Here is a 20,768-nt window from a genome sequence, read left to right as displayed (position 1 = left end):
CGAGTGAAGGGGATGGGTGGAGCCTGGGTCACCGCGCGCATCGCAGGGTGCGGTCGCGCGGGGCCGGTCCCGTGCCGGGATGTCAGGCGGTGGGGGTCTCGTCCTGTGCTGCGGCGAGCGCGGCGTCGGTGTCCGCGGTGGTCAGCACGGCGTTGATGTGGGCGGCGGCCAGGGCGCCGACCACTGCGGAGGCGCCGACCTGGGCGGCCAGGTCGGTGGCGTTGCCCGCCACCCATACGCCCGGTACCTCGGTGGTGCTGGCCATGCCGGAGGCGAAGCCGCGGCCCATGTTGTCGGGCAGATCCTGCATCGGCAGCTTCAGCCCGTCCAGGCCCTCGGTGCGGGCCTCCATCCTGGTCGCGACCGCGAGAACGCGGCGGGTCACCACCTGGCCGTCGGTCAGGCGCACCCCGGCCAGGGTGCCGCCCTGGTCGTTGACGACTTCCTGCACTGGGGTGTCGACGATGCGGATGCCACGGGCGGTGAACCGGGCTCGGGTGTCCTCGTCCGGGCAGGTGCCGTGGGTGAAGTAGGTCAGGTCCTCGGTCATGGCGGAACAGGAGGGCGTGGTGGACGGAGGCCGCTCCGGTGGCAAGGAGGCCCATGGGCTTGTCGCGCACCTCCCAGCCGTGGCAGTACGGGCAGTGCACGACACTGTGTCCCCAGTGCTCGGCGAGCCCAGGGACCTTGGGCAGTACATCCTTCAGGCCGGTGGCGACCAGGACCCGGCGCGCGCTGATACTCCGGCCGTCGGCCAAGGTGACGGTGAACCGCAGATCCCCGTCTGTCGCCGGGTCGGCGGACTCGGCCGAGGCCACCTCACCGGAGACGACGCGCCCGCCGTACTGGCGCACCTGCTCCCGCCCCCGCCGCAGGATCTCGGACGGCGGGGTGCCGTCCAGGACGATGAATCCGTGCATGGCCTTGGCCGCGTTGCGCGGGGAGCCGCTGTCGATCACGACGACCGAGCGGCGGGAGCGGGCCAGCATCAGCGCGCCGTTCAGCCCTGCGGCGCCCCCGCCTATCACCACCGCGTCGACGGTCCCCCCGGGCAGTGCGTCGCTCGCGTACGGAGAAGCTGTCACAGCCATGGCCTTCTGCCTTTCCTCGTGCACGGCCCCAGTCGTTGCGGACCCTCTGCACACGACGCTAAGCCGAGGTTGCGTAGGAGACATACACTCTTGCTCATGACGCAAGAAGATGGAGATCTGGACAGCCTCGTACGCAAACGCATCCGCGCACTACGGGTCGCGCAGGGCTGGTCACTGGAAGAATTGGCCTCACGCGCCCACCTCAGCCAGTCCTCACTGAGCCGCATCGAGAACGGCCAGCGCCGCCTCGCACTGGACCAGCTGGTCACCCTCGCCCGCGCCCTGGACACCACGCTCGATCAGCTCGTGGAGACCGCCACCGACGACGTCGTCACCAGCCCGACCATCGACAGCACCCACGGCCGAATGCGCTGGACGATCAAAGCCGATCCCGGGATGAGCGTGGTACGCCAGCGTATGACCGAACCGCCCCCCGAGAACCCGGCACGCATGCGCGCCCACCCGGGGCGCGAATGGCTCGTCGTCCTGTCCGGCACCGCGATCCTCATGCTCGGCCACCGCCGCTTCCGCCTGGAGACCAACCAGGCCGCCGAGTTCCCCACGATGATGCCGCACGCGATCGGCGCCGACGGCGGACCTTGCGAGATCCTTGGCATCTTCGACCGCGACGCCCGCCGCGGCCACCAGGGTGACAGCGACGACGACACCCAAGGCGCTCCCGGGTGACCGTGAGGCCGCGCGACGGCCTTCCCGAGGGCGTCTTGCGCGTCGGGCAGCCCTCTCGACCATCATCTTGCGTAAACGGGGATGCTTCGTGCCACAGGAGCATATTCGCCATAGCGTGAAGGGCATGAACAACGCACGCACCCACTCCCCCCACCACGGCGCTTCACAGGGGCACCACGAGCACGCAATGGACGGCCAGGCGGAGATCCTCGACCTGGACGCCGAGGTCCTCGCCGAGCACACCGCCTCCATCACCGCGTGGCTGCCGCTGCAGAGCGCCCCGCACGACATCGTGGACCTGGGCTGCGGCACGGGCGCCGGCACCTTCGCCCTCTTGGACCGCTTCCCCCACGCGCATGTCACCGCCGTCGACGCCTCCGCCGAACACCTGCAGCGCCTGCGTACCAAGGCGTGCACCCGCGGCGTCGAAGAACGCGTACGCACCCTGCAGGCCGACCTCGACGACGACACCTGGCCCGACCTCGGCTCACCCGACCTGATCTGGGCGTCGGCCTCGATGCACCACATTGCCCACCCTGACCGCGCACTACGCACCGTCCACGACGCGCTCGCGCCCGGCGGCCTGTTCGCCGTCGTCGAGTTGGCCGGCCACCCCCGCTTCCTGCCCGAGAACGCCCCCGAGGACAGGCCCGGCCTGGAGGAACGCGTCCACGCCGCAGCTGACCGCCGCCAAGCTGAACACATGCCCCACCGCGGCGCCGATTGGGGCCCGTTGCTGACCGCCGCCGGCTTCACCGTCGAGGGCGAACGCACCATCGCCGTCGACATCGAAGGCTCGCGCAGCGAAACGATCGGCCGCTACGCCACCGGCGTCCTGCAGCGCATCCGCCACGCTATAGCAGACAGACTCACCCCTGGGGACCGCACTGCGCTCGACCAACTCCTCGACACCAGCGGCCCGCACAGCATCCTGCGCCGCGACGACCTGACCGTACGCACCGAACGCACCGTCTGGGCCGCCCGCCGCATCTGACCACGGATGGTTCCACTCGCGATCCTCATCGAAGCGCTGGGCCACGCCGAGGCGATGCACGCGGCCGAGAAGGCCGTCGACCTCCACCGGCCCCTGCTCAACTAGGCCTCAGCACGATGACATCGAGGTCGACATCATCGATCTGGCCGAGGCCTGGCTGCCGGAGGCACTCCCCGTGATCGGCGGCCGGGTGCCGCGGGCGGTGCAAGATCTGGCGCCGTGGCTGGCGGAGGCCGACGCCTTCGTCATCGTGACGCCCAACCGCAGCTTCCCGGCCTCCCTGAAGAACGCCATCGACTGGTACCGGGACCAATGGAAGGCCAAGCCGGTCGCCTTCGTCTCCTACGGCGATGAGGCCGGCGGCCTGCGGACGGTCGAGCAGCTCCGCCTGGCCTTCGCCGACCTGCAGGCGATGACCGTCCCCGACACCGGCATTTTCCACGACCACCGCGGCAGCCTCACCGAAGCCGGCCGTCCCCTTGATCCAGAGCGCTGCAACGCGACCGCTCGAAACCTGCTCGGCCAGCTCGTCTGGTGGGCCCGTGCGCTGAAGAGCGCCAGAACGCAAAAGGAAGAAATCATGTCCGTGAGCCGCGAAATCCACCTCGTCTCCCGTCCCGCCAGAGAGCCCGCACTGTCCGACTTCAAGCTGGTCGAAACCGCGATCCCGGAGCCGGGCGAAGGGCAGGTCCTGGTCCGCAACACCTGGCTCTCGGTGGACCCGTACATGCGGGGCCGGATGGACGACGTGGAGTCCTACATCCCGCCGTTCCCGCTCGGTGCGGCGCTGGAGGGCAGCGCGGTCGGTGAAGTCGTCGAGTCCCGCTCGGCGGACATCGGAGTCGGTGCGACGGTCGTCCACTTCCTGGGCTGGCGGGAGTACGCGGTGGTGGACGCCGCTGCCGCCACGGTCATCGACGCGACGCTCGTTCCCGCCCAGGCCTTCCTGGGAGCGCTGGGCACGACGGGCCTCACCGCCTACACGGCGCTCACCCAGGTGGCCCCGGTCAAGGAAGGCGACGTGGTCTTCATCTCCGGTGCGGCCGGGGCGGTCGGCAGCATCGCCGGGCAGATCGCCCGCAAGCTCGGCGCGAGCCGGGTGATCGGCTCGGCAGGCGGGCCGGAGAAGGCAAGCGGCTCATCGCCGACTTCGGTTACGACGCGGCGATCGACTACAAGGCCGGGTCGCTGCCCGCGCAACTCGCCGAAGCCGCTCCCGAGGGCATCGACGTCTACCTCGACAATGTCGGCGGCTCGCACCTGGAGGCGGCGATCGGTGCGAGCCGTCCGGGCGGACGGATCGCGCTGGTCGGTGCGATCAGCGGCTACAACGAGCCGGTGCCCGGGCCCGGCAACCTCTTCCAGGCCTACGCCAAGGAACTCACCCTGCGCGGCATGCTCATCACCTCCTTCCTCCACCTGTTCGACGAGTACATCCCCCAGGCGATCGGCTGGCTCGCCGACGGCTCCCTGTACACCGAAGAGACCGTGATCGAAGGCATCGACCAGGCGCCAGCCGCCTTCCTGGCCCTGCTGCGCGGTGCCAAACACCGGCAAGATGCCCGTCCGCCTCGCGTAGAACCGTCCTCGCTGACGGATCTCCCTGACCGATCTCCCATGCCAAGGAAGCCAGATCATGCACGCATTCGTCGTCTGCGCGCACCCCGAGTTGTGCGGCATCACCGACGCCACCGTTCACCTGGTGTACGACACCCTCGCCGAGCCCCATTGGGCAGGAGTGGGCGAGGTGGTATCGCCCACTGCCGTCGCGGCATGAGGCCAAGAAGCCCTCGCGTCCAAGGACGTGGCAAGGCCACAGAGCTTGAGAAGGGACCGATCAACATGACCCGAACCGTCTTTGTCGCCGGAGCCTGCGGAAAGACCGGGCGCGAAGTGATGGCGCAACTCGCCGAACGCGGTGACACCAAGGTCCGCGGCGGATCCTCGCAGAGCTCGCAGCAGCCGACAACGGTCGCCTTCCACTGGCGAGACCAGCCGAACTGGCACAAGGCGCTGGACGGGGTGGATGCGATCTGCCGCGGACACCCGGATGTCCAGGACGCCCCTGAGCTGATCACGCAGCTCATCGCCGCCGCACCGGGCGCTCATGTCGTCCTCATCTCCGAGCAGGGCGCGGAGCGGGTCGCTGCCGACGGCTGGGTTCAGCGGCCGAAGCCGCCGTCACCGGCAACGCGAGCCGCTGGACGATCCTCTGCCCGTCGTGGTTTCAGCAGATGCTGACCGATCCACGCTGCCTCCCCAACGCGATCCGCGTGGGCCCCGCCCCCCACCACGGCAAGGCCTACACCGTGACCGGCCCGCAGGCGGTCACCACCATCGACACCGCGGCGGACATCTCCGCCGCGGTTAGCGCCGAGTTCACCGCCGTGGTCCCGCCGCTGTCGCAGACCCTCACCGGAGCGGATCCGTGGCTGGCCGAGGCCGTCGGCGACATGTTCGGCCGGGTGCACGATGGGACGTTCGCCGCGGTCAGCGACACCATCGACAAGGTCACGGGGCGCTCGCCGCGCAGGTTCAAGGAGTTCATCGCCGAGCACGCCGACCAGTGGCGCGTCTGAGACGCGCACAACGGACTCCGCACACATGAAGATCGGACACAGCATGAAAGCCCTCGTTCACAACCAAGTCGGCACGCACATGCTGACCATGGACAGCGCGCCGACCCCGGAGCCCGGCCCATCGCAAGCACTCATCCAAGTCGTCGCGTTCTCCTTCAACTTCGGGGAGGTCGCCTTCCGGCCACCGGACCTGCCGGACGGCACGATCCCCGGATGGGACGCGGCGGGAATCGTGGTCACTCCCGCCGCCGACGGCTCAGGCCCGGCGGCCGGATCGCGCGTGGTCACCTTCGGCTGGGCAGGCGCGTGGGCGGAGTTCCGCGCGGTCGACACCAAGGAGCTCGCGCTCGTCCCGGACGGGGTAGACCTCCAATCCACGGCGGCGCTGCCGGTCGCCGGCGTCACCGCGCTGCAAGCCGTCCGGCGGCTCGGCCCCATCCTCAGCAGCCGTGTGCTGGTCACCGGGGCGTCCGGCGGCGTCGGCAGGTACGCCGTACAGCTCGCGAGCCTGGCCGGGGCAGAGGTCGTCGCGTCCGTCGGTTCACCCGAACGCGGCGAGGGCTTGCTCGACCTCGGCGCGGCGGAAGTCGTCATCGGCCCGCAAGCCATGACCGGACGGGTCGACGGCGTGGTGGACAACGTCGGCGGGGCACAGCTGGCCGAGGCGTATCAGCGGCTCTCATCCGGCGGTGTCGTCGTAGCAGTGGGCATGGCGTCCAAGGAGCCGACCACGATCGACTTCGAGGAGGCTCGGATGAGCCACGATCGCGGGCGTGTCGAGACGTTCAACTTCTCCGTACCGCTCAACAGCGACCTGCAGTACCTCGTCCGCCTCGTCGAGCAGGGTCGGCTGGTGGTCCCAGTCGGCTGGCGCGGCGACTGGCACTCCTACGAAGAAGCCATCGTGCAGCTGATGAACCGCCAGGTCCGCGGAAAGGCGGTACTGGACGTCCAGGCTGCCTGAGCCTGAATCCACCCGCCGGCCCCGCTCACCACGCGCTCTCCACCAACGGCGGCTACACCCAAGGACCCGGCCAGCACAGCGCGGTAAGTCGTGCGGAGGTAGCGCCACTGGACCCCCTGACGCTCGAGTCGATGCTTCTTCGCCGGCTGCGTTTGCCCGTCCGCAGGAAAGTTCCCAGCGCGGATAGTTCCCCAGAAGAGCCACACCCATTGGCCATCGGCTGGCAGCCGTGACGTGGCAGGGGCCGTTGCACGGAGCGCCATCCCGTACTCGTCGACGGCGAGCCCTTCCAGTTCTCTCCGACCACCACGACACCGTGCGCTACCGCAGCACTCGCGCGAACCGCGCCGAGGCCATTACCGACCTCGCCCACCGGCACCGCATGTTCGGCCCCATCGAGGACGACCTCAACCCCGCCGTCGCCTTCGTCGTGGACAGCAGTTCAATAAGTACGGAGCGGACGTAGCCGGGGAGCAGCGCGACGCGTTGCTCGACGGCACGCTGGAGGTCTACGGCATCGGTGCCCTGCGCGCCTACGTCCTGCCGCACCCCCGGCGCGGGCATTTCCACGCCGACACCGCCACCTTCACCAGGGGCCTGATCTCCCCACCCGGCCTGGAACGCATCTACACCGGTGCGGCACCGAGGATCTACGCCGCGTCGAACGCCATGCACGCCGGCCGCGCCACCGCGCGGACGGTGAAGCTCTGGCCGAACGGCACGGTCTTCCGCGACCGGGCGGCGCAGAAGAGGTGAGCAGCACCAAGGGCCGGTGCCGCAAGACGACTTGAACAGGCACCCAGCGGCCTCTCCTGTGATCGATGCTCCCCGCCCTCAGGCGATGGCGGCCTGTTGGATCTCCCCACTGGCGGCCAACCAGCGGGGAGATCTGGAGCCATGACCCAGCCCAGCGAGATCACCCAGTACCCGGACACCTTCGAACGGCTGCGGAGCATGGCCGTGTACGGGGCGGTCGCCCGCGCCCTGATCCTGCGGGCGACCGAAGCACTGCACTGACCCTGGGCACAGCCAGCCCCCTGCCGTACGGGCCACCGTGACCAGTGCATGAGCCGCAACGTCCCCGCTTCGACGAGCACGCCTGCATCATCACGGACCACGGCGGCGTCGTCGTCGCCGTGATCCGGCACAGGCCGGGCCAGCGGCCCTGCCCCTGCACACACTCGGCGGACAACCCCGGGGCGGAGACCGCCAGCACCAGAGGCCCCGGAGAATCCAGGGGCGTCCCACGAGTTGTCGCGCGCGGGTCCGCACCGGACCCCGAGGGCCAACTCACCCTGCCGTGTGAGGACCTGCCCGAGATGCCGACCGCGTCGCCCTGGTGCCCAGCGGTGGCAGGGGCGCGCGCACTCCTGGAGGCCGTTACTCCCTGAGGCTGGTCAAGGGGTAACGTTGCGCCATGTAATGGTGAGATCGACCTTGTCGTCTCGTTCACCTTCCATGGCGTTGAAGACGTGGAAGCTCCTGGTCATCGACGAGCCCTTGAAGATCTTCGGCCCCAATGCTCCCGCACTCCCGAAGTGGGCCTGCCCGTCAAGGTCACGCGTATCCTCGCTGGTACCTTCGAAGAGGTCGACCCTACCAACGCCGTAGAGGCTCACCGCCCCGTCATGCGATCCGCTGAGCTGGTAATGGATCTCAGCGCGGATTTCCCCGCCGCACTTTCCGAAGTACCAGAAGTCCTTGGGCAGTTGCCCGAATCCGGTGTTGGTGATCGGGAAGCTGTGATGGCACACCTGGTTCCTCTCGGGCCAGGGTTCGTAGTCCATGATGCGCATCGTGACGTTGCCGGTCACCGTCCAGTTCACCTGGGCCTGCGCCGGCTGAGCGGTTGCTGCGAGGGCGGCCGTCGCCAAGAGGACAGCGGCCGACAGAGCAGGCACCCTCCTGCCCCGCCTGAGTTTCCGTGGAGACCCTGCTGGAGAGTTCATCTTGCACCTCCGCCGGATTTAGGGTGGAATCACCCCTTTTTCATTAGACCTCCCACCCGCGAGCACTGCATCTCAGGGACGGTGCGGGTCTCAAACCCCTCGCCTTCCGCAGCCGGGGCACCCGCAAACTGCTCCCGCGGCCGCTCGGTGTGCGGCCGGCACTCATATGCCGACAGGAACCAGGTGATCAACGGCAGTTGAAATGCGAACAGTTGCCTATGGGTGACGTTCGTGTTCTGACCGGAGCCATCATCCATCGGGGACCGGATCGGCGAGATTGATCACGCAATCCGCCAGGACCGGACTTGCCCAACAGCCGTGCGGAGCCGTCACATGACACGCCATCAGCTCCTACTGCCCATCCTCGCGCCGTGCGTGAACACCCTGACGCACCCTCACTTCCCAGTCCGGCGCCCGTGGACGGCTGCCGCACTGCTCGCCGAGCTGGGCCGGCTGACCACCCCGGCTGCCGGGGCCTGCGGGAGGGACGGATACACGATGGCACCCTGGTTGACCTTCGGAATCAGGCCGTAGATCAGCACGCACGAGGCGGATACGGCGCGGCGAGCCCGGGTCGGTCGACTGCCACGTGGTCCACTCGCGGCGATGTCCACGCCGCCTTGCGCAAGCCGCCCACGTGGGAGTCCAAGGCCCGCACCGGGTCGGGCGAGCTGCTGTACAACGCCGCAGGCGAGGACCTGGCGCTGCTCCTGGTCGAGGCGAACGAGCTCTACCAGCAGGGCCTGCACATCCTGCACCGTCAGGTGGCAGCGCACCTGGGCGGGCTGACGACTGAGGATTTGATGTGCGTCGCGGAAAGGGCCGGTGTGCAGTGTCAGGGCTCGCAGGACCGCGACGAGGTGATCCTGCTGCAGTGTCATGAGGGCTCAAGGGGGCAGCCTGTCAGGGCCGCCAGCTGAGGCGGTTGTCCACGACAGCCGGGAGAGACATGGGCATCTCGTCGGTGACCCAGGCGAACTCCAGGGCTGCGAGCGTGGCTCCCCGGTCCGTCCAGACAAGGATCTCGCCGGCGTAGGCGCCGGACGGGTCATGCACGTGTGCGTCCACGGGCACGAGCGTTTTGGTCAGTGCTGCATGCTCGCAAAGCTCCCGGACCTGCAGGTCGACGCTCACGGAGTCGGGCCCCCAGACGGCGATCACCTCGGTGCGATCCAGCTGACGCCGCAGTTGTGACGCGCCCACAAACTCCGCGGACAGGACGTGTTCAAGCACTGTGCGCTCATCGGCGTTCAACGAGCGCGGGTCGATGGAAAGAGGAGCCATGCGCCCATTCTGTAGCGGAGGGGCAATCAGCCCAACGTCGACAGCAACCACCGCCCGGCAACGGCATCATGATCGTTTCATGGGTGGGGAACTGTGGCAGCGGCTTTGTTCCGGATGATCTATGGGGCCTGGTCGAGCCGGTACTGCCGTCCTCCCGTTCGCGCCCGCAGGACGGTGGCACCGTGCCGATCGACCAACGTGCCGTGTTCACGGCCGTCGTGTACGTGCTGGCCAGCGGGTGCGCAGGGCGGTGTCTGCCACCGACGTTCGGAGTATCACCGGCGACGGCTCACCGAAGGTGTTCCGTCTGCACCGCATCCGGAGGGTGGCGTTGCCTGCACCGGGTGATCCTGGACGAGATTGGAGCCCGAGGCGCGCGTGCAGGTCTCAGGCGGTGCGCTTTGCTCGCCCGGCGGGGGTGTGTGAGGGCCGATGCCGGCGTCGATGATTTCCGTGGAGCATCAATGCAACGGTGCTGGTGGCGGCGATGAGGATCATCAGTGCACCGCAGCCGACGAGGATGGCGGGGGCACTGGTCCGGTCGAGGAGGAAACCTCCGAGCGCCGCTCCAAGGGGGGAGGCCGTCAGGAGTACGGCGCTGCGTGCAGCCAGAACCGTGGTGAGCAAGTCGGCGGGCGCGCGGTCCTGGAGCAGGGTGAAGGAGAGCGCGGAGTAGGGGCCGTAGACGAGTCCGGCGACAGCGAAACCGATCAGAGAAGGGAGGGCGGTGTCCGTGAGGGCGAAGGGGAGCATCCCGACGCCGTGACCCGCGATGATGCCGAGCATGGCCGGCCACAGGGGAAGCCGTCTGGCCACGCCCAGCGCGAGAGCGCCGATGACGGCTCCGATACCGAAGGCGGCCCAATAGGCGCCGAGCAGCCCCGCGCCGGCATCAAGGTTGTCGGAGACGAACAAGGGAAGGGCGACTTCGACGGGGCCAAAGGCGAGGTTGAACACCCAGGTCACGACGAGCAGGCCGAGGAGTTCCGGCTGACGCCGCAGAATGCTCAGCCCTTGCCGTGTGCCACCAGTCACCGGCTCTGATGCCGGTGACCAGGGCAGGGTGATGCGGCCGGTCTGGAAGGCGAGCACGGCGAACGTGGCAGCATCCAAACCGATGATCCATACCGGGGACACGACTCCCACGAGCAAACCCGCGAGAGCCGGGCCAGCGATCATCGCACTCCACAGACTGGTGCTGAGAACACTGTTGGCCGCCAGACGCTGGTCGTCGGGAAGCAGAGGGGCGAACAGCGCGTGCTTGCCGGCCTTGCCCCAGGCGTGAAGCAGCGAGGAAGCACCCAGGAGCCCGACGTACACGGCCGGTGTGAGTACTCCCGCCACGTGCGCGACCGGGACCGCCCCCAGCAGCACGGCCCGTAGCGCAGAGTCGATGACCAGGAGCCGCTGCGCGGGAAGCCTCCGCATCCATCGGCCCAGGACCAGTGCGCCCAGGACGCCGGGCAGGACGTAGGCGGCGACAGCCATGCCGGCCAGCGCGCCTTGGCCGCCCTCGGGCCCCAGAGCGAGCGCGAGCCACGCGATGGCGACGACGGTCATGCCGTCGCCCAGGTCGGACAGCGCGAAGACTGGCATCAGCCGCCGAAAGGTACGGTCGGCGAACAAGGAGCGGTAGGGGCCGGGCATCAGGCGTCCCGGTGCTGCTGAGAACATGCAGATCACAGTCGTCCTTCAAGCACGCTTGAAGTCAAGGCCGGATCGGAAAGGGGCGGGCATGCGATATCTGCCCATCAGTGAGATCGCGACCAAAGCCCACGTGCGCGCTTCAGCACTGCGCTACTGGGAGGAGCGCGGTCTGCTGCCCGGCGCGCGCCGCGAAGGCGGACGCCGAGTATGGCCCGCGACCACCGTCCGCCGGGTCGCCCTGATCAAGATGGCACAGCGGGCCGGGTTCACCCTCGCCGAGATCACGCAACTGCTGGCCGACGACACCACACCATCCGCTACCCGCCAGTGGCGGGACATGGCCACGCGCAAGTTGCCCGAACTCGACCAACACATCGCCCAAGCCCAGGCCCTGCGACAGGCAGTAGCGGACTGCCTGGAGTGCGGCTGCATGAAATTCGATCAGTGCGTACTACTCGATACCACCGACGCGACACCCTGACCGACCGGCCCTGACGACGGCCTTGCACCCGCCGAAACACCAACGCCCGCCCGCATGCTGCGCCAGCTGGGCCACGACGTCTTCACCGCCTACACGCCACTGCCCAGGAGCCGACCCTCTCGACAACCCTCCGGCTGAGCAGAGGAAAGTGGTTCTGGCACAGATCTCGGGGAGCGGTCGCCGGGGGACGTTGTCCTTCGATGGCAGGGGGCGCGAGCCCGGACACGTCAGCGTTCCCGCATTCTGGTTCACCACCAGCCGAACACCGCCAACTGGACGTTGCTCGGTTCCGGCAGGGTACGACGCCCGAACTCCGCATCGATACGCGCGATCAACCGCCCCACATAACCCATTCGAAACGAGTAAACGCATCAGCAACCGCGTTGGGCCACAACTCCTGATCCTCGACCCGGCTGATCGCCGCACGAGTCCGCGCAGACACACCCCGCACCCTCACAACCGGACCCTGCCATCGTGGCCGCCACCGCCCCGTACGGACAGCCCTCGGCCGCCTACGCGGCATCGCCCCATCGCACCAACATCAAACCAACCTGCCACCGCAGGGCACCCGAACCGGCCCCCGCCCCACACCCGCCGCCCTCACCGTTCCAGGTCCAGACGCCCGCCGCCTCGGCCACGACTCTGCCCCGGCGGGCGCGGGCAGAGCGGGTATGTCGGACGCGTACAGCTGCGCCAACGGCAGCACCGCTACCGGGCCTTCGTACCGGTGAGAACCCGACGCCCCTTCTTGTCGGGTACTTTCTCTCGGGACGGACCCGTGCGAAGGTCTCCCGCTCCTGCGGGGTCACGCCCCTGCACCGTGCGCAGCGGCACGGATCCAGCGTTCCCCTCGCACGCCCTCCAGGGACAAAGCCAGCGTCAGCCCATCCACGGTATCCGGGCCACAGCGGAGGCGCTCGACCAGCAGTCGCCTGCCGTGAAAAGGCCCTCGCCATGATCAAGCCCGGCCTGCGTTGACAACGCTCGTGCTCTACACCTGGGGCGGCTCGTCGCGGCCGCTCACGTGGAGGGCATGGCTGCTGTTGTTCGTCGCGCCCAAGCTGTCGATGGTGTTGTTCGTGCTGATGTTGTTGAACATCGGGATGATGCCGCGTCAGTGTCGGCGGACAGCGGCGCCGTCCTCATTCCCGGCGTACTTGAGTGATGATGGGGCGCGCTGCGTCACTCTCCGGGAGGCGTACACGCCGAGCAGCCGGGCGGGCTCAGCCGGATGCAACTGCCCAGCGGCGTCTCAGGCCTGGCTGCGCCGCAGGCCAGGGCCTCAGGCGGCGAAGGGGTGGGTGTGGCCGGGCAACTGCTGCCCCGGGCGCAGGAACCGCTGGGCGCCCTGTTCGTCGCGTACCGCGCGGAACCCGGCGTCCGTCAGCCGCTGTGCGATCTTCCCGCGGCGGACCGCGCCCACCGTGAACGCCACGGTGAAGAGCAGCGCGACCGCCCCGCCGGAGGCGACCGCTTCGACCGGCGAGCTGTCGATGAGCAGGAGGACGGTCAGGACCGCGCAGGCGAGGTAGCACAGCACCTTCTGGGTCCGGTCGGCGATGTACAGGGCCATGACGTCGAAGGTGACGAGATCCTTCAGCACGGCCACGGCACCGACCGCTTCGGGAAGCGGCTTCAGCGAGCCCTGCTCCAGCCCCGGCACTGTCCCGCCGTTACCCGCCTGCGGATGGGTGGTGATGGTGGCCGCCTCACGGACGCGCGCGTCGGGCCGCGGGTCCCGGTACATCCGGACCTGCACGAGCGAGTTCTTGAACCCGGTCCGGTATGCCGTGCCGTACGTGTAGCCGTACTGCTCCGCCACATATGCCAAGGCGGCCGCCTTCAGCGTGGAGCCCTGAGGGGCGATCTCAACGATGTCCTGCTGACGGGCGATCTGCCGGAGCATCCCCGCTATGTGACGTTCCACGGACATCCTGATTCCCCGCCCCCCTGAGACCCTAGACCTGGGCCCAACCGGCGCACAGCCTAATACTCCGGCAGCGTTTCGCTATCTGACCTGGCCAGAGACGTCGTGTGGAGTTTAGTGGGCTGATGATACGTCAGGGGCGGTCTCGCCGGACCCGCCCCTGCAACGAGTAGCTTTTTCTGGAATGTGCCGTTCCAGGCTTTCGGCGTGAAGTGCGGGGTACGCGCGCGTTCACGGCGTTGCCAACACCACTGGAGTGGCGCGCCCGACAGATGAGCCCATAGAGCGGACGAGGAGCACAGAATGCGTTTGAACAGGCGGGTCGCAACGATGGCACTGGCCGGCATATGCGCCCTGGGCACGGCCAGTTGCAGCTCGGACGACAGCGCCGAGGAAGCGTTCGAGGGTGAGAGCGCGGATGCGATCGCGGCGAAGGCCGTCGAGGCGACCAGGGATGCCGATTCCATGCGCATCAAGGGCCAGGTCGCAGAGTCCGGCCAGAGCATCTCCATCGACATGGCGGTGGACAACCAGAGCAACTGCCAGGGGACCATCACCCAGGGCGGCTCGAAGGCCGAGGTGCGACGGACGGGCGAGACTCTTTATCTCAAGGGCGACGAGAAGTACTGGCAGACGAGCTTCAAGGGCCAGCCGGGATCGGACAAGGCCGCGGACAAGGCGGCCGGCAAGTGGGTCAAGGTGCCCGGCCAGGACGACGAGATGGCCGGCATGTGCGACAAGCAGAAGCTGGTCGCCGCACTGGACGAGGACAAGGATGAGCGTCAGGGCATGAAGAAGGACGGCACCGCCGAGGTCGACGGGACGCAGGCCGTCAAACTCACCAAGGAGTCCGGCGACGAGACACACACTCTGTTTGTCGCCGCCGAAGGCGAGCCGTACATCCTCAAGTCCGTCGTAGAAGGCGGCGAAGCCCCGCAGACTACGACCTTCAGCAACTACGGCGACAAGGTCAAGCCCGAACAGCCCGCGGCCGGGGACAGCGTGAGCATCGAGGAGATCGTGGGCGCCTCGTCGTAGGACGCAGAATTCACACGAGGCAGGCGAGGGGTGTCGAAGAGCCCAGCCGCCCCCTCGCCGCCGCCCGATCCGGCGGCTGCCGTGACCCTTCCTGGCAGTCCTGCGAGGCCTTCGGAGACAGCCAGGCCAGCCCACCTGGCCACGCCAGTGCCGGTGAGCCAGGCGGCGGGGGGTGCGCTGCCGTCGCCGTCGTGACGAGTGCGGCGCAGGACGGCGGCTCAGGAGGCCGCGGCGGGGTCCAGTTCCGTGAGGCGGTCGAGCCGTTCGTACAGAGCGCGGACAAGTCGGGCGCGGTCCTGGGTGCAGTGGGCGGTCCCCTCCAGCGGGACGGCAAGTCGATGGTCAGCGTCGTTCAGGACGTACTCGGCCAGGACACGGGCAGCGCGGCGCTCGGGCAGACGGCCGGCGGCGCGGCGGACGTCGGTGGCCACGGAGCGGGCGGCGCCGGTGAGTTGGAGGGCGATCTGCTGGTAGTCCGCAGCTTGGAGGCCGGGGTCGCCGTGCCACGCCAGGACGGCCTTGACGAGGCTCTGGTGGGTGGTGCGGTCGAGCGGGAGCTGAGCCTCGATGTGTCCGTCGGGGTCGTACAGCACGGTGTGCCTGCTCATCGGTTGCTCGCTGGGGCATCGCGCTCGGTCGGAGCCTCGGCCTGAGTGGTGCGTGCGAGGAACCGCGCGAAGCCTCGGTCGGCGCGGGCCATCAGGGCCTGGGAGGGGACGCCATAACCGGACTGGTGGGGGCCGCGGCTGTCCGCCAGGGCATCGGCCGTGGTGGTGAGGGTGGGCATCAAAGGTCCCTGCCTCCCAGGGGCTGGTGGTGTCAGTGATTCGAAGCTACGGGTGTGGCCGGATTGGTCTCACCGAAGTTGCGGACAGTTGTGCGGCCTTCATTGCAGGGCGTCGGATGCGGGCGCATGCGGCGTCGCGTGCATAGCGAGGGCGGTGAAGGCGCGGGCCTACTTGGCGTGTTGGCGGGGCTGACGGGCGTTGATCGACGCGGTCCGTGTCTACCCCACGGCGCGCTGGTCGTCGTAGAGGTGTACGCCTCCAGCGGCCACACGGTGCGCGAGCCGGCCGGACATCGTCTCGGTGGTGCCGATCCGGGTGCGCAGCACCCGCTCCTCAAAACGACCTTCGATGCCCTGACCGACAGCTCGTGGCTCAATCGGATCGACTTGGCGGAGTCAGGTGGACGGCGACGGCTAGGCCGGCCGCCACCAGCACCACGTTCTTGATCACGTACTGCCCGGCCATGGTGGGAGATGCGATGTTCCCGTCCCACATCTCGGCGGGCAGGACGATCAGAGTCGTGAACGTCCCAGCCATGTGCGCGAAGAACACCAGCAACGTCAGCCGCAGCAGCAGCCCGGTGACCAGCCCGGCCCCGATCAGCATCTCCATCATGGCCAGCAGTGGCCGGGACACGTCAGCCGGTACGCGGCCGGACGTCAGCTCGTGCATCACCCGGGTGGCCATGTCCTCGGCGTGGCTGACGTTCGGCAGGAGTTTGAGCGCTCCGAACCACAGGAACAACAGCCCGACGGACACCCTCAGCACGGTGAAGCTGTGCGTTCGGTAGGCGGCGGGGAGGGCGCGCAAACCGCTCAGGCCGCGCCGAAGAGAGGTGTCCCGGCTGCCGGGGCCGGACATCACCGTCCCAAGCGGCACCTTCGGGACGCTGCTGCCCGACAGTTCGTCAGCGGTAGTGACGCTTCGCCTACGGCTCATGCGGCCCGTCCTAAGAGACGGGTCGGACGGAACGTCGTCGACGGGCTGACGCGGCTCCGCCTCGGCCCGCCGGACCGGTGTACAGGCGGCTCGGGCGCGGTGGGACACAGGCAGGACCTCATGGCGCCTCCGTGGGTTGGGATGGGCGGAGGTCATGGGAGCGCTCCCATGTATTGCTGAATCGGACTGTACGGTTAGGTGCGCAGGCATGACAAGACGTGCTGCGCAGACTGTTCCCGCGTTCATGGGAGCGCTCCCGCCGCGGATCGGACAGCCCACCCCCTGGTTGAGCAGGTCATCAGCCTGGCGTCGGCGTTCCAGGGTGGTTTGGGCGTATGGCCCGCCGCAGATGGGTGTGTCCGGTGCGGTGGCCCGGCATCTGCCCCGCCCGGTCCGCCAACTCTTCGACCGCGGCCTCGACCTGTGAGGTCGTACGAGCGGTGCGTCGCTGGTATCGCTTCAGCGCCCCGGGCACCTGTTCGCGGAAGGTGTGGCGGCAGCCTGGCGTGGGGGCACACCAGACGCCGCCACTGAAGCTCAACCTATGGTGAGCATCTTCGCCCGGCTGGGAACACCCTGCGCGTTGAGGGCGAAGAGCATATACGTGCCGGGCAGCGCTGTGCCTGGGTCGGCCGGGATCGTCATCTCGTAAACGTTGGGGCTTGTCTGACGGGACGTCAGCGGTACCCGGCGTTGGTCGTTGTCCGTCGAGTGCGTCACCGCTCCGGTGCGCACAAGGACGAACGATGTGACGGCGGAGCCGGTGGTCACGGTCAGCTTCGTGCCGTTGCCGGCCCGGGAGGGGACGCCTGCGGTGATGGCGGGACGGGTCTTCTCGGTTCCGTCAGCGTTGAGCAGATAGGGCGGAGTGAAGATCGCGCCGTCCGCATGGTTGGTGGCGCAGTCGCCGCACAGACCTCCGCCGCCGGAGAAGATCCGCCCGTCCGGTAGGAGGTTGGCCACGCTGTGGTAGTTACGGGGGACAGCCATGGTGGCCATGCGGGCGAACTTCCCCGTGGTCGGATCCCAGATCTCCGGCGTCATCACCGACGTGGCATCGCTGAACGGCACCGGATAGGACTGTCCGCCGAAGACCGCGACCTTTCCGTCGGGCATCACGACGCTGTTGGCGAAGGACCGGGTATACGCCATGTCGCCGGTGCGGGCCGTGACGGGCTGGGCGCCGCCGCTCACGTCGACGGTGTAGGCGCGTCGCGTGGCCCGGGTGTTCTCGTAGGCCGGGGCTCCGCCCAGGGTGAGCAGTTTGCCGATGTCGTAGGCGACGGCGTTGCCGTTCATGGCGTCAGCGCTGTCGGCCCGGGTGCCGGCGGGGGTGATGGTGCCGTCGCCGCTGGTGGTGATCCAGTTCATCTGCCGACTCGGGCCCAGGTGCAGGACACGGCCGCCTGAAGTCGCGTAGAGCCATTGGTGGTTGTCCGCCCGGTATGGTCCGGCCGGGTCGGCGGTCATGGTGGTGGTCACGGGAACGCCGGGCAGGGTGCGCCAGGTGCCGGTGGTGGCGGACCACACCTCGCCGCCCTTGGGGGCGCTGCCGCCGCTCCAGGAACCGCCCAGTACGAACGCGTCTCCATTCGACAGCAGCGTCATCGCCTGGTAGCCGCGGGGGATGTTCATGTCCGCGGCCGCTGTCCACTGGTCGGTGGCCGGATCGTAGATGCTGGCCCGCTCGGCGTTGCTGCCGCCGGTGACCAGTATTCGGCCGTCGCGCAGCACGGCGGTGCCGGGACAGAACATGTCGTGGCCGGTGTTGTCGACGCGGCGCTGCGAGACCTGTCCGGTGGTGAGGTCCAGGAGGGCGGTCTGGGTGTAGCCGTTGCTGCCGCCGAAACGGTCGGTGCCGTAGGCGGACCAGGCCAGCAGCTTGTTGTTGGGCAGCAGGGCGGTGGCTACGGGAACCAGCGGGAATCCGGTCGGCCTGTTCCACGCGCCGTGGGCGGCCGGGTCGGCCGGTCCGCTCAGGTGCAGTTCGGCGGCCGAGGACCACGGCCCGCGGTTGCCCGCTTCGGAGGTAGCGGTAAGACGTATGTAGCGGGCGGTGACCGTGCGCGTGAAGGTGGCGCCCTTGACCGTGTCGTCGTCCTTCCACGTACCGCTTGCCACCGGGGAGCCGAACGTCGTGCCGTCGGTGCTCGTGGTGATGGTGTACGCACCGATCCGGCCGTTGCTTCCCGACCTGCGGGGCTGGTATCGCAGCGCGGAGACGGCCCGGGCGGTCTGTATGTCGATGGTGATGTGGTGGGGCAGCGGGGTGGCGGTGCCGGACCACTTGCTGTGCCAGAAGGTGTCGGGATCGTCGTCGAGCACGAGGGCCGCGCGGTTGTCGGCCGCCGAGGTCTCCTGGTCGCTCGCGGTGGTCGTCCAGCCGTCCCGGGGCAGGTCCACCACCGCGGCCGGGACACCCGGGTCACCGAGCAGGTTGATCTCGGCGGCGGTGGACCATGGGCCGCGGTTGCCCGCCTCGCTGAGGGCGGTCAGGCGTATGTAGCGTGCCCCCTTCGGCGCGAAGCTCAGGGTTTTGGTCGTCGCGTCGTCGGCCAGCGTGCCGGTGGCCACAGCCGAGCCCCACGTGCTGCCGTCGGTGCTCAGGTGGAGGGTGTACCGGCCGATCCGGCCATTGGCGCTGTCGGTACGGGGCTGGTAGACGAGGGCGGAGACCACCGTGGTTCGGTGCATGTCGATGGTGATGTGGTGGGGCAGCGGGGTGGCGGTGCCCGACCACTTGCTGTGCCAGAAGGTGCTTGCGCTGCCGTCCAGGACGTGGAGGGCGCGGCCGTCGTCGCCGACGGTCTCCTCGTCGCTGGCGGTGGCCGTCCAGCCGTCCCTGGGCAGTACGGCGGCCAGGGGCTGCATGGCCGAGGCGGGAGCGGCCTGGTGATGGGGCGCCGACAGTGGCTCGATCGGCCCGGTGGGCCGCGGGGCACCGGGCGACGCGCTGCTGCCGTCGGCGACACCGGCCAGCGGCAGCAGCGCCGCCAAGGCCGCGGTGCAGGCCCACAGGATCAGTGCCGGCGATCTGAGCCGGGAGACGTTCCGTAAGACGTAATTGTCCAGCATGGGGTTGCCCTTGCAGTCGAGGGGCTGGTGCTGCGGATGCCCGGCGAGCGGGAAACGGGATGTTCCTGCCACCTGACGGGAGGTGACGAAGAGCCGGCTCCACGGCCCCCTGCCTGGTGCGGAGTTCGCGGCCGGGAGAGAAGGGCGGAGCTCAAAGAGCGAGTCTGGCCATCTCGGAGCCGGCCATCAGGAAGGCGCCGACTCCGAAGTCCGCGGTGGCGGTGGCGCTCGCGGGCCCGGGAGCCGCGGCGACGGCCTGGACGTAACCGAGGAAACCGTCCTCTCGAACGGCGATGCCGGTGAGGCCGTTCCAAGCCCGGGTCGCCACCGGGAGGAAGACAGCGCGGTCCAACCAGCCGGCGTCGATGCCGTAGGCGAGGGCGAAGGTGAAGAAGGCGGTGCCGCTGGTTTCCGGTCCTGCGAAGTGCGCCGGGTCCGCGAGGTTGACGTTCCAGAAGCCGTCGGTGCGCTGCAGGGGCTTGAGAGCCTCGGCCATGGAGCGCAGGGTGTGGGCGTACTCGGGGGTGCGTTTGTCGTTCGCGGGCATCGCGGCGAGGGTCTTGGCGTGGGCGGCGGCGGCCCAGCCGTTGCCACGTGACCAGAGCACGGGTTTGCCGTTCGGGGAGGAGGCTTTGGCCGCGTCGATGACGTAGTCGCTGTCCCGGTAGAACAAACCGGTCCATTCGGCACCCAGGCCCGTGATGCGGCCTTGCCGGTCCGGGATCAGGCGCTTGGTGTGGTGGTACAACTCGTACATCGTGACCCAGTACCGGTAGTCGCCGCGCAGCCGGCCCATCCGGGCGAAGGGCGGCATGGCCATGTGCCAGGCGTCGATCCACCACCAGTCCGTGCGCTGGGTGGAGTTGGTCATTGCGGTGAGCGAGCTGTCCAGTGCCGCCAGCTTCCCCTCACCGCCGAGCTCCTCGTACAGGTCGAGGTACACCTGACCGGCGCACTGGTTGTCGGCGTTGCGGGTGCCGGCGCCACCGGCCAGGCCGTAACTGTGCCTGTCGGCCCACCTCTTCGTGTAATCCAGGTACCTCTGATCGCCTGTGGCGCGGAAGTGATACATGTTTCCGCTGTGGTACGTCGCCCGGTCCCAGGCGTTGCTGCCCGGGTCCGCATGGCCCGCGATCCAGTAGTCGTTCACCAACTCCATGGCGTTCAGCACTTCCTGGCGTCCGGGAAGCGCCTCGGCGGCGGATGCCGGGCCGGCGGCGACGGCAGCCGCGCCGGCCGTGGCCCCCAGAAGAAACCCGCGACGATTCATTCTGCTTGGATCCCCTCGTCCAGACGTCGGGAGAACAATGGCATGCACGCGCCAC

Annotated in this window: 21 protein-coding genes and 5 pseudogenes; 16 read left to right on the top strand and 10 right to left on the bottom strand. The window is 68.8% G+C overall.

The window, feature by feature from the left end; genetic code table 11:
• Positions 1-82: 82 nt before the first annotated feature.
• Positions 83-1,091, bottom strand: a pseudogene (locus tag ACFYW5_RS34505) (NAD(P)/FAD-dependent oxidoreductase).
• Positions 1,092-1,187: 96 nt separating this feature from the next.
• On the opposite strand from ACFYW5_RS34505, the gene ACFYW5_RS34500 reads away from it, so the two are divergent.
• The 12 genes and pseudogenes from ACFYW5_RS34500 to ACFYW5_RS34445 all read left to right on the top strand — a co-directional run bounded on the left by ACFYW5_RS34500 (position 1,188) and on the right by ACFYW5_RS34445 (position 7,706).
• Positions 1,188-1,778, top strand: a complete 591-nt coding sequence (locus ACFYW5_RS34500) for a helix-turn-helix domain-containing protein (RefSeq protein WP_389421091.1) — start codon at positions 1,188-1,190, stop codon at positions 1,776-1,778.
• 124 nt (positions 1,779-1,902) lie between these two features.
• On the top strand, positions 1,903-2,772 hold the full coding sequence (locus tag ACFYW5_RS34495; protein WP_389421090.1) for a class I SAM-dependent methyltransferase: 870 nt from the start codon (positions 1,903-1,905) through the stop codon (positions 2,770-2,772).
• 121 nt (positions 2,773-2,893) lie between these two features.
• A pseudogene (locus tag ACFYW5_RS34490) lies at positions 2,894-3,190 on the top strand (NADPH-dependent FMN reductase); the annotation flags it as partial.
• Positions 3,191-3,352: 162 nt separating this feature from the next.
• Positions 3,353-4,351: pseudogene (locus ACFYW5_RS34485) on the top strand (NADP-dependent oxidoreductase).
• Positions 4,352-4,408: 57 nt separating this feature from the next.
• Positions 4,409-4,549, top strand: a complete 141-nt coding sequence (locus ACFYW5_RS34480; RefSeq protein ID WP_389421089.1) for a hypothetical protein — start codon at positions 4,409-4,411, stop codon at positions 4,547-4,549.
• Positions 4,550-4,614: 65 nt separating this feature from the next.
• Positions 4,615-5,013 carry a hypothetical protein gene (locus ACFYW5_RS34475; protein WP_389421088.1) on the top strand — a complete coding sequence of 133 codons (399 nt, stop codon included), beginning with the start codon at positions 4,615-4,617 and terminating at the stop codon, positions 5,011-5,013.
• Positions 5,007-5,351, top strand: coding sequence for a hypothetical protein (locus ACFYW5_RS34470; protein ID WP_389421087.1), 345 nt, complete (start codon positions 5,007-5,009; stop codon positions 5,349-5,351). Before ACFYW5_RS34475 ends, ACFYW5_RS34470 begins: the two co-directional genes overlap by 7 nt.
• 43 nt (positions 5,352-5,394) lie before the next feature.
• Complete coding sequence (locus ACFYW5_RS34465) at positions 5,395-6,315, top strand: zinc-binding dehydrogenase (protein WP_389421086.1); 921 nt, start codon at positions 5,395-5,397, stop codon at positions 6,313-6,315.
• Between the two features lie 316 nt (positions 6,316-6,631).
• Complete coding sequence (locus ACFYW5_RS34460) at positions 6,632-6,781, top strand: hypothetical protein (RefSeq protein WP_389421085.1); 150 nt, start codon at positions 6,632-6,634, stop codon at positions 6,779-6,781.
• A gap of 20 nt (positions 6,782-6,801) precedes the next feature.
• Positions 6,802-7,071 carry a hypothetical protein gene (locus ACFYW5_RS34455; protein WP_389421084.1) on the top strand — a complete coding sequence of 90 codons (270 nt, stop codon included), beginning with the start codon at positions 6,802-6,804 and terminating at the stop codon, positions 7,069-7,071.
• A gap of 141 nt (positions 7,072-7,212) precedes the next feature.
• Positions 7,213-7,332 (top strand): annotated as a pseudogene (locus ACFYW5_RS34450) (transcriptional regulator); the annotation flags it as partial.
• Between the two features lie 44 nt (positions 7,333-7,376).
• Positions 7,377-7,706: a DUF6248 family natural product biosynthesis protein gene (locus ACFYW5_RS34445; protein WP_389421083.1), complete on the top strand. Its 330-nt coding sequence runs from the start codon at positions 7,377-7,379 to the stop codon at positions 7,704-7,706.
• Positions 7,707-7,712: 6 nt separating this feature from the next.
• Here ACFYW5_RS34445 and ACFYW5_RS34440 read toward each other — a convergent pair whose 3' ends face one another.
• On the bottom strand, positions 7,713-8,216 hold the full coding sequence (locus tag ACFYW5_RS34440) for a hypothetical protein (protein WP_389421082.1): 504 nt from the start codon (positions 8,214-8,216) through the stop codon (positions 7,713-7,715).
• A gap of 668 nt (positions 8,217-8,884) precedes the next feature.
• Here ACFYW5_RS34440 and ACFYW5_RS34435 point away from each other — a divergent pair.
• Entirely contained in the window at positions 8,885-9,184 is a 300-nt protein-coding gene (locus ACFYW5_RS34435; protein ID WP_389421081.1) for a hypothetical protein, read from the top strand.
• On the opposite strand, the gene ACFYW5_RS34430 is transcribed toward ACFYW5_RS34435, so the two are convergent.
• On the bottom strand, positions 9,168-9,548 hold the full coding sequence (locus ACFYW5_RS34430; RefSeq protein ID WP_389421080.1) for a hypothetical protein: 381 nt from the start codon (positions 9,546-9,548) through the stop codon (positions 9,168-9,170). The genes ACFYW5_RS34435 and ACFYW5_RS34430 overlap by 17 nt on opposite strands.
• 68 nt (positions 9,549-9,616) lie before the next feature.
• On the opposite strand from ACFYW5_RS34430, the gene ACFYW5_RS34425 reads away from it, so the two are divergent.
• Entirely contained in the window at positions 9,617-10,039 is a 423-nt protein-coding gene (locus tag ACFYW5_RS34425) for a transposase (RefSeq protein ID WP_389421079.1), read from the top strand.
• Here the strand turns inward: ACFYW5_RS34425 and ACFYW5_RS34420 are convergent.
• Complete coding sequence (locus ACFYW5_RS34420; RefSeq protein WP_389421078.1) at positions 9,936-11,222, bottom strand: MFS transporter; 1,287 nt, start codon at positions 11,220-11,222, stop codon at positions 9,936-9,938. The genes ACFYW5_RS34425 and ACFYW5_RS34420 overlap by 104 nt on opposite strands.
• Before the next feature lie 61 nt (positions 11,223-11,283).
• Between ACFYW5_RS34420 and ACFYW5_RS34415 the strand changes: the two genes are divergently transcribed.
• On the top strand, positions 11,284-11,676 hold the full coding sequence (locus tag ACFYW5_RS34415) for a MerR family transcriptional regulator (protein ID WP_389421077.1): 393 nt from the start codon (positions 11,284-11,286) through the stop codon (positions 11,674-11,676).
• 1,282 nt (positions 11,677-12,958) lie between these two features.
• Here ACFYW5_RS34415 and ACFYW5_RS34410 read toward each other — a convergent pair.
• Positions 12,959-13,609, bottom strand: coding sequence for a hypothetical protein (locus ACFYW5_RS34410; protein ID WP_389421076.1), 651 nt, complete (start codon positions 13,607-13,609; stop codon positions 12,959-12,961).
• A 324-nt stretch (positions 13,610-13,933) separates the two neighbouring features.
• Here ACFYW5_RS34410 and ACFYW5_RS34405 point away from each other — a divergent pair, with 324 nt between their 5' ends.
• Positions 13,934-14,641 (top strand): hypothetical protein, encoded by a 708-nt coding sequence (locus tag ACFYW5_RS34405; RefSeq protein ID WP_389421075.1) that lies wholly within the window; start codon positions 13,934-13,936, stop codon positions 14,639-14,641.
• A 218-nt stretch (positions 14,642-14,859) separates the two neighbouring features.
• Here ACFYW5_RS34405 and ACFYW5_RS34400 read toward each other — a convergent pair whose 3' ends face one another.
• From ACFYW5_RS34400 to ACFYW5_RS34380, 5 genes and pseudogenes are all read right to left on the bottom strand, one after another.
• On the bottom strand, positions 14,860-15,249 hold the full coding sequence (locus tag ACFYW5_RS34400) for a restriction endonuclease (RefSeq protein ID WP_389421074.1): 390 nt from the start codon (positions 15,247-15,249) through the stop codon (positions 14,860-14,862).
• Positions 15,250-15,801: 552 nt separating this feature from the next.
• Positions 15,802-16,368, bottom strand: coding sequence for a DoxX family protein (locus tag ACFYW5_RS34395; RefSeq protein ID WP_389421073.1), 567 nt, complete (start codon positions 16,366-16,368; stop codon positions 15,802-15,804).
• Positions 16,369-16,699: 331 nt separating this feature from the next.
• Positions 16,700-16,910, bottom strand: a pseudogene (locus ACFYW5_RS34390) (ISL3 family transposase); the annotation flags it as partial.
• On the bottom strand, positions 16,906-19,515 hold the full coding sequence (locus tag ACFYW5_RS34385; protein WP_389421072.1) for a discoidin domain-containing protein: 2,610 nt from the start codon (positions 19,513-19,515) through the stop codon (positions 16,906-16,908). The pseudogene ACFYW5_RS34390 and the gene ACFYW5_RS34385, both read right to left, overlap by 5 nt.
• 79 nt (positions 19,516-19,594) lie before the next feature.
• The gene (locus tag ACFYW5_RS34380) at positions 19,595-20,713 is read right to left on the bottom strand and encodes a glycoside hydrolase family 88 protein (RefSeq protein WP_389421071.1); all 1,119 of its coding nucleotides are present in this window, start codon (positions 20,711-20,713) and stop codon (positions 19,595-19,597) included.
• Between the last annotated feature and the right edge of the window lie 55 nt (positions 20,714-20,768).

This window comes from Streptomyces sp. NPDC002779, from assembly GCF_042888685.1.
Taxonomy (GTDB): Bacteria; Actinomycetota; Actinomycetes; order Streptomycetales; family Streptomycetaceae; genus Streptomyces.
Note: the sequence above shows the minus strand (reverse complement) of the source record. Positions and strands in the feature narration are given on the sequence as shown.

Coding starts and splice junctions, on each gene's coding strand:
- ACFYW5_RS34480 (WP_389421089.1), top strand. CDS start 4,409: ATGCACGCATTCGTCGTCTGCGCGCACCCCGAGTTGTGCGGCATCACC.
- ACFYW5_RS34465 (WP_389421086.1), top strand. CDS start 5,395: ATGAAAGCCCTCGTTCACAACCAAGTCGGCACGCACATGCTGACCATG.
- ACFYW5_RS34495 (WP_389421090.1), top strand. CDS start 1,903: ATGAACAACGCACGCACCCACTCCCCCCACCACGGCGCTTCACAGGGG.
- ACFYW5_RS34420 (WP_389421078.1), bottom strand. CDS start 11,222: ATGTTCTCAGCAGCACCGGGACGCCTGATGCCCGGCCCCTACCGCTCC.
- ACFYW5_RS34415 (WP_389421077.1), top strand. CDS start 11,284: ATGCGATATCTGCCCATCAGTGAGATCGCGACCAAAGCCCACGTGCGC.
- ACFYW5_RS34475 (WP_389421088.1), top strand. CDS start 4,615: ATGACCCGAACCGTCTTTGTCGCCGGAGCCTGCGGAAAGACCGGGCGC.
- ACFYW5_RS34380 (WP_389421071.1), bottom strand. CDS start 20,713: ATGAATCGTCGCGGGTTTCTTCTGGGGGCCACGGCCGGCGCGGCTGCC.
- ACFYW5_RS34410 (WP_389421076.1), bottom strand. CDS start 13,609: ATGTCCGTGGAACGTCACATAGCGGGGATGCTCCGGCAGATCGCCCGT.
- ACFYW5_RS34470 (WP_389421087.1), top strand. CDS start 5,007: ATGCTGACCGATCCACGCTGCCTCCCCAACGCGATCCGCGTGGGCCCC.
- ACFYW5_RS34400 (WP_389421074.1), bottom strand. CDS start 15,249: ATGAGCAGGCACACCGTGCTGTACGACCCCGACGGACACATCGAGGCT.
- ACFYW5_RS34405 (WP_389421075.1), top strand. CDS start 13,934: ATGGCACTGGCCGGCATATGCGCCCTGGGCACGGCCAGTTGCAGCTCG.
- ACFYW5_RS34395 (WP_389421073.1), bottom strand. CDS start 16,368: ATGAGCCGTAGGCGAAGCGTCACTACCGCTGACGAACTGTCGGGCAGC.
- ACFYW5_RS34500 (WP_389421091.1), top strand. CDS start 1,188: ATGACGCAAGAAGATGGAGATCTGGACAGCCTCGTACGCAAACGCATC.
- ACFYW5_RS34425 (WP_389421079.1), top strand. CDS start 9,617: ATGATCGTTTCATGGGTGGGGAACTGTGGCAGCGGCTTTGTTCCGGAT.
- ACFYW5_RS34430 (WP_389421080.1), bottom strand. CDS start 9,548: ATGGCTCCTCTTTCCATCGACCCGCGCTCGTTGAACGCCGATGAGCGC.